12 protein-coding genes and 1 pseudogene are annotated in these 12,095 nt (G+C 64.3%); 9 read left to right on the top strand and 4 right to left on the bottom strand.

Translation table 11 applies throughout. The annotated features are described in order from the left end of the window. Positions 1-32: 32 nt before the first annotated feature. Complete coding sequence (apbC, locus tag ABFA30_RS08955; RefSeq protein WP_253081548.1) at positions 33-1,127, bottom strand: iron-sulfur cluster carrier protein ApbC; 1,095 nt, start codon at positions 1,125-1,127, stop codon at positions 33-35. A 158-nt stretch (positions 1,128-1,285) separates the two neighbouring features. Here apbC and metG point away from each other — a divergent pair, with 158 nt between their 5' ends. The 8 genes and pseudogenes from metG to ABFA30_RS08915 all read left to right on the top strand — a co-directional run bounded on the left by metG (position 1,286) and on the right by ABFA30_RS08915 (position 7,933). Beyond that, entirely contained in the window at positions 1,286-3,325 is a 2,040-nt protein-coding gene (gene metG / locus ABFA30_RS08950; protein WP_410045354.1) for a methionine--tRNA ligase, read from the top strand. 222 nt (positions 3,326-3,547) lie between these two features. After that, complete coding sequence (locus ABFA30_RS08945) at positions 3,548-4,096, top strand: Rnf-Nqr domain containing protein (protein WP_368816741.1); 549 nt, start codon at positions 3,548-3,550, stop codon at positions 4,094-4,096. Beyond that, positions 4,093-4,905 (top strand): annotated as a pseudogene (locus ABFA30_RS08940) (RnfABCDGE type electron transport complex subunit B); the annotation flags it as partial. The gene ABFA30_RS08945 and the pseudogene ABFA30_RS08940, both read left to right, overlap by 4 nt. 16 nt (positions 4,906-4,921) lie before the next feature. Then, the gene (locus tag ABFA30_RS08935; RefSeq protein ID WP_410045353.1) at positions 4,922-5,893 is read left to right on the top strand and encodes an RnfABCDGE type electron transport complex subunit D; all 972 of its coding nucleotides are present in this window, start codon (positions 4,922-4,924) and stop codon (positions 5,891-5,893) included. Further along, positions 5,890-6,492 (top strand): RnfABCDGE type electron transport complex subunit G, encoded by a 603-nt coding sequence (locus tag ABFA30_RS08930; RefSeq protein WP_410045352.1) that lies wholly within the window; start codon positions 5,890-5,892, stop codon positions 6,490-6,492. Before ABFA30_RS08935 ends, ABFA30_RS08930 begins: the two co-directional genes overlap by 4 nt. After that, positions 6,485-7,009, top strand: coding sequence for an Rnf-Nqr domain containing protein (locus ABFA30_RS08925; RefSeq protein ID WP_410045351.1), 525 nt, complete (start codon positions 6,485-6,487; stop codon positions 7,007-7,009). Before ABFA30_RS08930 ends, ABFA30_RS08925 begins: the two co-directional genes overlap by 8 nt. Positions 7,010-7,013: 4 nt before the next feature. Continuing rightward, positions 7,014-7,652, top strand: a complete 639-nt coding sequence (gene nth / locus ABFA30_RS08920) for an endonuclease III (RefSeq protein WP_225788135.1) — start codon at positions 7,014-7,016, stop codon at positions 7,650-7,652. 104 nt (positions 7,653-7,756) lie between these two features. Continuing rightward, on the top strand, positions 7,757-7,933 hold the full coding sequence (locus ABFA30_RS08915) for a PA3496 family putative envelope integrity protein (RefSeq protein WP_225788134.1): 177 nt from the start codon (positions 7,757-7,759) through the stop codon (positions 7,931-7,933). Positions 7,934-7,978: 45 nt separating this feature from the next. Here the strand turns inward: ABFA30_RS08915 and ABFA30_RS08910 are convergent, their stop codons facing one another. Beyond that, positions 7,979-8,605, bottom strand: coding sequence for a response regulator transcription factor (locus ABFA30_RS08910; protein ID WP_225788133.1), 627 nt, complete (start codon positions 8,603-8,605; stop codon positions 7,979-7,981). Between the two features lie 376 nt (positions 8,606-8,981). On the opposite strand from ABFA30_RS08910, the gene ABFA30_RS08905 reads away from it, so the two are divergent. Continuing rightward, positions 8,982-9,446, top strand: coding sequence for a hypothetical protein (locus ABFA30_RS08905; RefSeq protein WP_225788132.1), 465 nt, complete (start codon positions 8,982-8,984; stop codon positions 9,444-9,446). Positions 9,447-9,693: 247 nt separating this feature from the next. Here the strand turns inward: ABFA30_RS08905 and ABFA30_RS08900 are convergent, their stop codons facing one another. Then, positions 9,694-10,911 (bottom strand): argininosuccinate synthase, encoded by a 1,218-nt coding sequence (locus tag ABFA30_RS08900; RefSeq protein ID WP_225788131.1) that lies wholly within the window; start codon positions 10,909-10,911, stop codon positions 9,694-9,696. A gap of 128 nt (positions 10,912-11,039) precedes the next feature. Continuing rightward, positions 11,040-11,999 carry a flagellar protein MotY gene (locus tag ABFA30_RS08895; RefSeq protein ID WP_253081798.1) on the bottom strand — a complete coding sequence of 320 codons (960 nt, stop codon included), beginning with the start codon at positions 11,997-11,999 and terminating at the stop codon, positions 11,040-11,042. Between the last annotated feature and the right edge of the window lie 96 nt (positions 12,000-12,095).

Raw genomic sequence — 12,095 nt, 5'->3', positions numbered from 1 at the left:
AGAACCGGCACCGGGGCGCTCCCACGAAGGCGTCAATCCTCGCTGATGGTGATGCTCGGCATCGCCGGCGCCGCCGCTTCCTGCAGCACGATCCGCGCTCCCACCTGGCGGGCGAGCTCCTGGTAGACCATGGCGATCTGGCTCTGCGGCTCGGCGATGGCGGTAGGCTTGCCGCTGTCGGCCTGCTCGCGGATCAGCATCGACAACGGCAGCGAGGCCAGCAGGTCGACGCCGTACTGCGCCGCCAGCTTCTCGCCGCCCCCTTCGCCGAACAGGTGCTCGGCATGGCCGCAATTGGAGCAGATGTGCACGGCCATGTTCTCCACCACGCCCAGCACCGGGATGTTGACCTTGCGGAACATCTCCACGCCCTTCTTGGCATCCAGCAAAGCCAGGTCCTGCGGCGTGGTGACGATCACCGAGCCGGCCACCGGCACCTTCTGCGCCAGGGTCAGCTGGATATCGCCGGTGCCCGGCGGCATGTCGATGACCAAGTAGTCCAGGTCATCCCAGGCGGTCTGGGTCACCAGTTGCAGCAGGGCGCCGGACACCATCGGGCCACGCCAGACCATCGGTGTGTTGTCGTCGGTGAGGAAGGCCATGGACATGACTTCCACCCCATGGGCCTGGATCGGCACGAACCACTTCTGCTCGCGCACCTGTGGGCGCGTACCTTCGGGGATGCCGAACATCACCCCCTGGCTCGGACCATAGATGTCGGCATCGAGGATACCCACCCGGGCACCTTCGCGGGCCAGGGCCAGGGCCAGGTTGGCGGCGGTGGTCGACTTGCCCACCCCACCCTTGCCCGAGGCCACGGCGATGATGTTCTTCACGTTGGCCATCGCCGGTACCTGGGCCTGGGCCTTGTGCGCGGCGATCACGCAGTCGATCGACACCTGCGCGGCACTGACCCCCTCGAGGTTCTCGATGGCCGTGCCCAGCACCTGCGCCCAACCGTTCTTGAACAACCCGGCGGCATAGCCCAACTGCAGTTGCACCTTGACCTGCCCGCCCTGGATATCGATGGTGCGCACGCAGCCGGCGCTGACCGGATCCTGGTTCAGGTAGGGGTCGGTGTACTGGCGAAGCACGCCTTCGACGGCGGCACGTGTGACGGCACTCATGGAGACTCCCATTGGCAATTCGAATGTGGAACAGGCACCTATGCTAACCCGTCAGTCGTCAACAGATGCGTCCTTGGGGTGAAATATATTCGTCGGCGCTTTATAGTGGCCGATCATCCTTGTTCTTCACCCGTAGCCGATTAAGTAGCCGAGCCACCATGTCCGAGCCACGTCAGATTCTCGTCACCAGCGCCCTGCCCTATGCCAATGGTTCCATCCACCTTGGCCATATGCTCGAGTACATCCAGACGGACATGTGGGTTCGCTTCCAGAAGCTGCTTGGCAACCAGTGCATCTATGTCTGCGCCGACGACGCCCACGGCTCGGCCATCATGCTGCGCGCCGAGAAGGAAGGCATCACCCCTGAACAGCTGATCGCCAATGTCCAGGCCGAGCACAGCGGCGACTTCGCCGACTTCCTGGTCGACTTCGACAATTTCCATTCGACCCACTCCGAGGAAAACCGCGAGCTGTCGAGCCTGATCTATACCCGCCTGCGCGATGCCGGGCACATCGCCACCCGCTCGGTGACCCAGTATTTCGACCCCGAGAAAGGCATGTTCCTGGCCGACCGCTTCATCAAGGGCACCTGCCCCAAGTGCGCGGCCGAGGACCAGTACGGCGACAACTGCGAGAAATGCGGCGCCACCTACGCGCCCACCGAGCTGAAGAACCCCAAGTCGGCGATCTCCGGCGCCACACCGGAGCTGCGTGACTCCCAGCACTTCTTCTTCAAGCTGCCGGACTTCCAGGCCATGCTGCAGCAGTGGACCCGCAGCGGCACCCTGCAGGAAGCAGTATCGAACAAGCTCGCCGAGTGGCTGGACTCCGGGCTGCAGGAATGGGACATCTCCCGCGATGCGCCGTACTTCGGCTTCGAGATCCCCGATGAGCCGGGCAAGTACTTCTACGTCTGGCTGGATGCGCCGATCGGCTACATGGCCAGCTTCAAGAACCTCTGCGCGCGCCGCCCGGAGCTGGACTTCGATGCGTTCTGGAAAGAAGACTCCACGGCCGAGCTGTACCACTTCATCGGCAAGGACATCGTCAACTTCCATGCGCTGTTCTGGCCGGCCATGCTCGAAGGCTCGGGCTTGCGCAAGCCGACCGGCATCAACGTGCACGGCTATCTGACCGTCAACGGCGCCAAGATGTCCAAGTCGCGCGGCACCTTCATCAAGGCGCGCACCTACCTGGACCACCTGGCCCCGGAATACCTGCGCTACTACTATGCCTCCAAGCTGGGCCGCGGCGTCGACGACCTCGACCTGAACCTGGACGACTTCGTGCAGAAGGTCAATTCCGACCTGGTCGGCAAGGTGGTCAACATCGCCAGCCGCTGCGCAGGCTTCATCCACAAGGGCAACGACGGCGTACTGGTTGCCGGTGACGCCGCGCCCGAGTTGAGCGAGGCGTTCCTCAATGCCGCCCCCTCGATCGCCGAGGCCTACGAAGGCCGTGACTTCGCCCGCGCCATGCGCGAGATCATGGCCCTGGCCGACCGCGCCAACGCCTGGATCGCCGACAAGGCGCCCTGGGCCCTGGCCAAGCAGGAAGGCAAGCAGGACGAGGTCCAGGCCATCTGTGCCCAGGGCATCAACCTGTTCCGCCACCTGGTGATCTTCCTCAAGCCGGTGCTGCCGGTGCTGGCTGCCGATGCCGAAGCCTTCCTCAACGTCGCCCCGCTGACCTGGAACGATCACCTGTCGCGCCTGGAAAACCACAAGCTCAACCCGTTCAAGGCGCTGATGAGCCGCATCGAGCCAGCCAAGGTCGAAGCCATGGTCGCCGCCAGCAAGGAAGACCTGGCCGCCACCCAACCGGCAGCTCCGGCCGGCAATGGCGAACTGGCCAAGGATCCGCTGTCGGCCGAGATCGAGTTCGACACCTTCGCCGCGGTCGACCTGCGCGTGGCACTGATCGTCAAGGCCGAGGCCGTGGAAGGTGCCGACAAGCTGCTGCGCCTGACCCTGGACATCGGTGACGAGCGCCGCAACGTGTTCTCCGGCATCAAGTCGGCCTACCCCGACCCTGCCAAGCTGGAGGGTCGCCTGACCATGATGGTGGCCAACCTCAAGCCACGGAAGATGCGTTTCGGCGTCTCCGAAGGCATGGTCATGGCGGCCGGCCCTGGCGGCGAGGAAATCTACCTGCTCAGCCCCGACAGCGGCGCCAAGCCGGGCCAGCGCATCAAGTAGGCAGCACGGCCCCGGTGGGGCCTGGCTTGCCGGCTCCCACAAGAAAAGCGCCGCCCCCGGGGCTTGTGCAATACCTGGGAGCCGGCTTGCCGGCGATGGGGCGCGAAGCGGCCCCAGGACCGCAAGGCACCGCTTGACCAGCACAGGGCCCCGCCCCACAGGCCCTCTGCTACCTCAATAAGCTATGTTTAATGACGGCAGCTCCCAGCCATCGGCATCCCCATGAGCGACTACATCCTGGTCCTGGTCAGCGCTGCGCTGGTCACTCACCTGATCCTGCACAGGGAGCCCGTCTCTCGCCTGCGGATCCATGCGCTCGGCCTGTCCGGCGCACTGGTGATCGCCTTGGGGCTGACTTGCGGGCAGCTGCTGCAGGCCCTGGTGCTGGTGCCGCTGGGCTTGCAGGCGTTGCAGTTGTTCCTGTTCCTGCCCCTGCTCGCCCTACTGGCCTGGGGTGTGCCACGCCTGCTGGCACGCCTGCGGCCTGATTGGCCGCTGGAGCACATGCCCACCCCGTTGGCGGCCACTGTCGTGCTGCTAGGCTTGCTGTTGCAGGCCTCCCACGACCCACAACGATGGCTGGCGACCCTGGCCTGGGGCCTGGCCGGCGGGCTGGGCTTCTGGCTCGCCCTGGCGCTGTTCGACGACCTGCGCCAGCGCAGCGATCATATCGACATGCCCGTCGCCCTGCGCGGGTTGCCCATCGAGTTGCTCGGCGCCGGGGTGATGGCCATGGCCTTCTCCGGTTTCAACGGATTATTCACACAATGAGCCTGATTCAACGCATCGACGCCCTGCTCCCGCAAACCCAGTGCGGCAAGTGCGGCCATGCCGGTTGCCGCCCCTACGCCGAGGGGCTGGCCGCTGGCGAGGCGATCAACAAATGCCCGCCGGGCGGCGACGAAACCATCGCCGCACTGGCACGACTGCTGGATGTACCGGTGATCGCGCTCGACCCGACCCGTGGCAGCGCCCCATCCCAGGTGGCCTATATCCGCGAAGCCGAATGCATCGGCTGCACCAAGTGCATCCAGGCCTGCCCAGTGGATGCCATCGTCGGCGCCGCCAAACTGATGCACACGGTGATCGCCAGCGAGTGCACCGGCTGCGACCTGTGCCTGGCCCCCTGCCCGGTCGACTGCATCGACCTGGTCGCCGTACCGGACAATGTGGTGCCCATCGTCAGTGGCCTGGCACGTACCGCCGAGCAATTGAGCGCACGCACCCAGCGACGCGACCATGCCCGTCATCGCCATGAACAACGCAATGCCAGGTTGCGACGCGAAGAAGCACGCCGGCAGGCGCAGCAGCTGGCGCGCCAGCGAGGCGCGGCCGTCTCGACGCCCGACAGCGCCGCCCTCCAAGACCCGATCAAGGCGGCCATCGAGCGGGTCAAGGCGCAGAAGGCCGCCAATGCCGATGCCACGCTGAAGCAGGCGAAGATCGCCGCGGCCATGAGCCGCGCGCAGTTGAGCAAAGCCCGCAGCGCCTTCGGCGCTACCCCCAACGACGCACAACGCGCCCAACTGCACGCCTTGGAAGCGGCCGCCGAACAGGCCCAGCAACGCCTCGATGCTCTGCTGGCCGGGCCAGGCCATGTCAGCGCCTGACCCACGCCTGCGCTCGGCCATGGGCCTGGTGCTGCTGGCCTGCGTGCCGGGCCTGCTGAGCCTGTTCTGGCTCCAGGGCTGGGGGGTGTTGTTCAACCTGTTGCTGTGTGCCGGCACCGCCCTGGCCTGTGAACCCCTGCTGCTGGCCATGCGCGGCCAGCCCCCGGCGCCGGCACTGGCCGATGGCAGTGCCCTGGTCAGCGCCGTGCTGCTGGCCGTCGCCCTTCCCCCCCATGCGCCCTGGTGGTTGCCGGTCATCGCCGCGACCGTGGCCATCGGCATCGGCAAGCAGGCCTTTGGTGGCGTCGGCCGCAACCTGTTCAATCCGGCGATGGTCGGCTATGCCTTCGTTCTCCTGAGCTTTCCCTTGCAGATGACCCAGTGGCCGGGCCAGGCGAGCGGGTTCCTGGACAGCCTGCAACTGGCCTTCACCGGCCACGGGCAGATCGATGCCTGGGCCCAGCCCACGGTGCTCGACGGCCTGCGCCATAATCGCAGCCTGACCGTCGAGGAACTGTTCGCCCAGCATCCGGGATTCGGCAGCATCGGTGGGCGCGACAGCGAGTGGATCAACCTGGCGTTCCTGCTTGGCGGGCTGTTCCTGCTGCAGCGCAAGGTCATCAGTTGGCATGCGCCAGCCGGGTTGCTGGCGGGCCTGTTCCTGTTCAGCCTGCTGTGCTGGAACGGTTCGGGCTCCGACTCCAACGGCTCGCCGCTGCTGCACCTGTTCTCCGGTTCGACCATGCTGGCCGCCTTCTTCATCGCCACCGAACCGGTGTCGGGCCCCAAGGCCCCCCTGGCTCGGCTGTTGTTCGGGCTCGGCGCCGGCGTGCTCATCTACCTGATCCGCACCTGGGGCAACTACCCCGACGGTACGGCATTCGCCATCCTCCTGATGAACCTTGCCGTGCCCGCCCTGGAGCGCCAGGCCGCACGCCGCCAGCAGGCCACCCCATGACGCCGGCGCTGCGCAATGCCGTGCTGCTGGCACTGGTCGCCGGCCTGGCCGTGGCGGTGACATTGGCCTGGCGCCAGTGGACCCAGGCCCCGATCGCCGAAGCCGAACAGCAATTGCACGCCCGGCGCTGGCTGGCGGCACTTCCCCAGGACAGCTACGACAACCAGCCCCTGCAAGCGCCCCTGCCCCTGGCCGCTACGCGCCTGCCCCACAGCCAACTGCTGGCCGGCTACCGCGCGACACGAGCCGGCAAACCCAGCGCTATCCTGCTGCGCAGCCAGGCCCAGGGATATGGCGGGCCGATCCTGCTGATGATCGCCATCGATCCGGACGGGCGCCTGCTGGGGATACAGGTGCTGGAACAACAGGAGAGCCCAGGCCTGGGCGCCCGCCTGGCCGATCCCCAGGCGCATTGGCTGGAGCAGTTCTCGGGCCGTACGCGCGCAGGCAGCTGGGCACTGAAACGCGACCAGGGCGAGTTCGACCAGTTGGCAGGCGCCACCGTCACCTCGCGCGCAGTGATCGCGGCGCTGCAGGATGCCCTGCGCTACTTCGACGAACACCGTGCCTCCTTGCTGGGGGAAGACGCCCATGAATAGGTTCTGGTTGCCGGGCATCAGCCTCGTGCCGCTGCTCGGCGCAACTTCGACACTGGCACAAGCCATCACGATAGGCCTGAGCACCCTGGTGCTGATGGTGCTGCACCAGGGCCTGATGGCCCCGCTGCGCGCGTCACTTACCGGGGCCGCGCGCCTGCTGGCGAGCCTGCTGCTGCTGGCGGCCCTGGCGAGCTGCCTGCAACTGGGGCTGCGGGCCTGGGCCCTGCCGCTTGCCTTGACGCTCGGTCATTACCCGGCCCTGCTCAGCGTGCAGTGCCTGGCAGCGGACTGTCTGCTCCCCGACGCATCACGCTGGCGCTACCTGGCGATCCATCTCGCCGGCCTGCTGGCCCTGTACGTGCTGCTCGGCGCCTGCCGCCAATGGCTGACCCTGGGGCCGGGCCTGCACCTGGCCAGCCTGGCCCCGGGCGGGTTGATACTGCTCGGCCTGCTGCTGGCCTTGTACAATCGTCTGCGTCCGGGCCCTGCCCCCTCACGCCGTCAAGGAAGCCTCTGACCCCATGAATGCCGCCAAACGCCTGGAGATCTTTCGCAGGCTGCACGAAGACAATCCCGACCCCAAGACCGAACTGGCCTATACCACCCCCTTCGAACTGCTGATCGCCGTGATCCTTTCCGCCCAGGCGACGGACGTGGGTGTCAACAAGGCCACCGCCCGCCTGTATCCGGTCGCCAATACCCCCGAGGCCATCTATGCCCTGGGGGTCGATGGCCTGAGCCAATACATCAGGACCATCGGCCTGTACAACAGCAAGGCGAAGAACATCATCGAGACCTGCCGCCTGCTCATCGAGCAGCATGGCAGTGCGGTACCCCAGACCCGCGAAGCGCTCGAAGCCTTGCCCGGGGTAGGTCGCAAGACCGCCAACGTGGTGCTCAACACTGCCTTCCGGCAACCGACCATGGCGGTCGACACCCATATCTTCCGGGTCAGCAACCGGACCGGCATCGCCCCCGGCAAGACGGTGCTGGAGGTGGAAAAGAAGCTGGTCAAGTTCGTGCCCAAGGACTACCTGCTCGACGCCCACCATTGGCTCATCCTGCATGGCCGCTATGTCTGCCAGGCCCGCAAGCCGCGTTGTGGAAGCTGCCGTATCGAGGATTTGTGCGAGTACAAGCACAAGACCTCGGACGATTGAAGCAATAGAGAAAAACGCGCGTATACGATTGAAAAAATCTTTTTTACCGGACTCGGCTTTCTCGCTATAAGGACGGCCAATGGCCCCTTGGCTTGGAGTAAATCATGAGCACCGATAAAGACGACCTGTCGATCGACGATGATCTCACCACCTTGGAAGACGACGTAGAGCCTCCGGTGGAACCCGCGAAGACCAACCTGAGCAAACGCCGCACCATCGACAACCTTCTCGAGGAGCGGCGCCTGCAGAAGCAGCTGGCCGACTACGACTACGACCTGTAGCCATCGGACACCCGAGAAAGCCTCCCTTGCGGAGGCTTTTGCGTTTCAGGTCAGGTCGTGGCGCTGGGCAAGTTCGATGAGGTCGACCAGCGACCGGGCATTGAGCTTGAGCAACAGCCGGGTCTTGTAGGTACTGACGGTCTTGTTGCTGAGGAACATGCTGTCGGCGATTTCCTTGTTGCTCCTGCCGCGCGCCAGTTGCTGCAGCACCATCATCTCCCGGCCGGAGAGACGTTCGACCATTTCCTTCTCGCTGCCGCCATTCACGCAGGTACGGCTCTTGTGCAAGGCCTGGTTGGGGAAGTAGCTGTATCCGGACAATACCGCCTTGATCGCACTGAGCAACTCGGTCAGTTCCTGTTGCTTGCATACGTAGCCAGCAGCGCCGGCCTGCATGCAACGCATCGAGAAATGCCCTGGCGCCTGGGAGGTGAGCACCAGGACCTTGCTCCCCGGGCTGGCACCGGTCATGCGGGCGATGACCTCCAACCCATCGAGCCTGGGGATGCCGATATCCAGCACCACGATATCGGGCAGGCACTCCCGGGTCAGTTGCAAAGCGTCCACACCATTGTCGGCTTCCGCCACCACCTCGTAACCATGCCGCTCCATCAGCATGCGTACGGCCAGGCGGATAACCGGATGATCATCCACGATAAGCACTTTATTCATGCGATATCCATTGATTCGTTATTCTAATTTGAAGCACCACAATAACTTAGCCAATCACTGAATGGTGCGGTGATTTACGGCACACGGCCAGACAAAGAAGAAGCCTACATAAGTTAGAGAAATATCCTACAGCCTTGCTTTTAGGGCAGTCCCATCGGCCGCCCATTCAAAGATGCCCAAACGCTAGCACTGACTTCTACCCGGGCCAAGTTCGTATCGTTCTTCCTAACTGAAGGAATATTCCAGTCGTATCGGTAATTAATAACTGCAATCGGGCAGAATTAAGGAAGTATTGCTTCAGCGGGAAATAATCCATCTTTCCGTCCACAACGGGAACGGGATAGAGATAGGAAAAATCGCTAATCAGGCAAGCGCCATGCGGCATACAGAATCCATCAGTCCCCTGACGATCATCGCCATCTTCGCCGGCATCATCGAGGCGTCCGCCTTGGCATCGTTGCCGTTTCTCAGCGAAAACAGCCAGACGATCTACACCTGGTTCTTGGTCGGTTTTCCGTTTTTCCTGACGGTATTGTTTTTTCTCACCCTGAACTTCAATTATCGGTCGCTGTACCAGCCGGCACGGCCGGAACCGGCAGCCCAGGCTGACGCCTCGTCGTCGAAGGTGAGTACGGATCAGGCCGATGCACGGAAAGCCATGACCATTGCGCTATCCGGCCCCGATACGCGCAAGATGATCGAGCAGCATATCCTGCGGACCCTGACCCAGCCTCATGCGCGCGCACGCACCTGGGTGCTCCACAACCTGGATACCCGGACCTGCATTCACCTGTCGGTGAACGCCCTGGAGCATGGCGAAGAGAAGTGGACGCCCCGCTGATCCCGGGGCTTGAAAAAAACCGGCACAAGGCCGTAATGCTGTTCACTTAAGCCATTGGGGCCGCCTTGCGGCCCTTCGCGGGCAAGCCCGCTCCCACAAGTACGCTGCAAACCTCAAGGAATGCACGCTCCTGTGGGAGCGGGCTCGCCCGCGAAGGGCTGCAAGGCAGCCCCAATCGATGTCATATCCGACTTAAGTGAGCAGCATTACGGCACAAGGCCGAGGGTCTGTCTGCCCTACATGCCGATCAGAGCAGCGAACGGCCCTTGTTGGCGGCAATGCGCATGCGCAGTGCATTGAGCTTGATGAAGCCAGCGGCATCGGCCTGGTTGTAGGCGCCACCGTCTTCCTCGAAGGTCGCGATGTTGGCATCGAACAGCGAGTCGTCCGACTTGCGGCCGACGACGACGACGTTACCCTTGTACAGCTTCAGGCGCACCACGCCATTCACGTTGACCTGGGAGGCGTCGATCATCTGCTGCAGCATCAGGCGCTCCGGGCTCCACCAGTAGCCGGTGTAGATCAGGCTGGCGTACTTGGGCATCAGCTCATCCTTCAGGTGAGCGACTTCGCGGTCCAGGGTGATCGACTCGATGGCACGGTGGGCCTTGAGCATGATGGTGCCGCCGGGGGTTTCGTAGCAGCCGCGGGACTTCATGCCGACATAGCGGTTCTCGACGATGTCCAGGCGACCGATGCCGTTCTCGCCGCCGATGCGGTTGAGGGTGGCCAGCACGGTGGCCGGGGTCATCTCGACGCCGTCGATGGCGACGATGTCACCGTTGCGGTAGGTGAGCTCGATGTAGGTCGGCTTGTCGGGGGCGTTCTCCGGGGAGACGCTCCAGCGCCACATGTCTTCCTCGTGCTCGGTCCAGGTATCTTCCAGGACACCGCCCTCGTAGGAGATGTGCAGCAGGTTGGCGTCCATCGAGTACGGCGACTTCTTCTTGCCGTGGCGCTCGATCGGGATGCCGTGCTTCTCGGCGTAGTCCATCAGCTTCTCGCGGGACAGCAGGTCCCATTCGCGCCATGGCGCGATGACCTTGACGCCTGGCTTGAGCGCATAGGCGCCCAGCTCGAAGCGCACCTGGTCGTTGCCCTTGCCGGTGGCGCCATGGGAAATGGCGTCGGCGCCAGTTTCGTTGGCGATCTCGATCAGGCGCTTGGCGATCAGCGGACGGGCGATGGAAGTACCCAGCAGGTACTCGCCTTCATAGACGGTGTTGGCGCGGAACATCGGGAAGACGAAATCGCGCACGAACTCTTCGCGCAGGTCGTCGATGTAGATTTCTTTCACGCCCAGGGCCTGTGCCTTGGCGCGGGCCGGCTCGACCTCCTCGCCCTGCCCCAGGTCAGCGGTGAAGGTCACCACTTCGCAGTTGTAGGTATCCTGCAGCCACTTGAGAATCACCGAAGTATCAAGGCCGCCGGAATACGCCAGTACGACCTTTTTTACGTCCGCCATGCCATCACTCCACGGGGTTGTACGGAAAGCCGTCGATTCTACCGGCCCTGCCGAAAAATTTACAGTGGGGCGACAGCTTGTGACGACAAAGCGACAAGAACTGTCGAGAGCGCGACCACCGGTCGCACTCAGGACGCCTTGCCGGCCGGTGGTACGGCGGTAGCAGGGGCCGGTGCGTTGGCTGCCGGCGCCGCAGGTGGCTGCGCAGCAGGCTTTTGCTGGGGCTGCTCGACCGGCGTGACACGATCGAGGGTGATGTTGACCCGGCGGTTGCGCGCACGGTTGGCGGCGCTGTTGTTCTTCACCAGCGGGTAGCGCTCGCCATGGAAGCGCACGCTGATCTGCTCTTCGGGCACGCCGTGGGCCTTGAGGTAGTCGGCGACCGCCAGGGCCCTGCGCCGCGAGGTGTCACGGTTGGTCAGGCGATTGCCGCTGTTGTCGGAGTGACCGTCGAGCTCGATGTGGTTCACCGACGGGTCGGCCTTGAGGTAGTCGAGGATCACGTCCAAGCGGGCGCGGGCCGCGCTGTCCAGGTCGATGCCCGCGCTGGGGAAGCCTACCTGGGTCTGGCGGATCTGGTCGAAGTTCATCGGCAACAGCTTGCCCACGCACAGCTGGTAGTCGCTGTAGGCCTTGGCGAAACTCACCGGCAGCACGCGCACTTCCATGGGCCTGCCACCTTCGCCGGTGTAGTTGCGCACCACCGTGCTGCGCCCATCGAGCAGGCCATTGATCAAACGGCTGGCCTGGCCCTGGGAGGAGCTCAAGAGCACCCCGCTGCGCCCCAGTCGTACCGCGCCGAGGTTGATGTCGCCCCGCCCGGGCTGCCAGGGCGCCGCGGCGGCCAGCAAGGTCGCCGAGCCTGCGCCCAGGACGTTGCTGTGCGAGCGCAGTTGGAAAACCGCCTGTTCACCGGCTCGCCGCACGAACTCGCCACTGCCGAAACCGTCGATCGGCTGGACCAGCCGGCATTCGAACTGATCGCCCTCGACTGTCCAGGCGATGTTCTCCACGCGCGTCTGGAAGGTCAGTGCCCCAGCCGGCAGGCTGGCAAGCAGGGTGAACAGGGCTAGGTAACGCTGGTGCACAGGCGGCTCCACAGATTCTGGCGGCTTACCAGCAGGCTATCGGACGCCGCCCGGAAAACTTGATAGCCGTGCTCGCCCCGGGGTTTTCCGGTAGCA

Source organism: Pseudomonas sp. HLMP, assembly GCF_046365545.1.
Classification (GTDB): Bacteria; Pseudomonadota; Gammaproteobacteria; order Pseudomonadales; family Pseudomonadaceae; genus Aquipseudomonas; species Aquipseudomonas guariconensis_B.
The sequence above is the reverse complement of the archived record's forward strand: the minus strand, read 5'-3'. Positions and strand labels throughout refer to the sequence as shown.

Coding starts and splice junctions, on each gene's coding strand:
- apbC (WP_253081548.1), bottom strand. CDS start 1,127: ATGAGTGCCGTCACACGTGCCGCCGTCGAAGGCGTGCTTCGCCAGTAC.
- metG (WP_410045354.1), top strand. CDS start 1,286: ATGTCCGAGCCACGTCAGATTCTCGTCACCAGCGCCCTGCCCTATGCC.
- ABFA30_RS08945 (WP_368816741.1), top strand. CDS start 3,548: ATGAGCGACTACATCCTGGTCCTGGTCAGCGCTGCGCTGGTCACTCAC.
- ABFA30_RS08935 (WP_410045353.1), top strand. CDS start 4,922: ATGTCAGCGCCTGACCCACGCCTGCGCTCGGCCATGGGCCTGGTGCTG.
- ABFA30_RS08930 (WP_410045352.1), top strand. CDS start 5,890: ATGACGCCGGCGCTGCGCAATGCCGTGCTGCTGGCACTGGTCGCCGGC.
- ABFA30_RS08925 (WP_410045351.1), top strand. CDS start 6,485: ATGAATAGGTTCTGGTTGCCGGGCATCAGCCTCGTGCCGCTGCTCGGC.
- nth (WP_225788135.1), top strand. CDS start 7,014: ATGAATGCCGCCAAACGCCTGGAGATCTTTCGCAGGCTGCACGAAGAC.
- ABFA30_RS08915 (WP_225788134.1), top strand. CDS start 7,757: ATGAGCACCGATAAAGACGACCTGTCGATCGACGATGATCTCACCACC.
- ABFA30_RS08910 (WP_225788133.1), bottom strand. CDS start 8,605: ATGAATAAAGTGCTTATCGTGGATGATCATCCGGTTATCCGCCTGGCC.
- ABFA30_RS08905 (WP_225788132.1), top strand. CDS start 8,982: ATGCGGCATACAGAATCCATCAGTCCCCTGACGATCATCGCCATCTTC.
- ABFA30_RS08900 (WP_225788131.1), bottom strand. CDS start 10,911: ATGGCGGACGTAAAAAAGGTCGTACTGGCGTATTCCGGCGGCCTTGAT.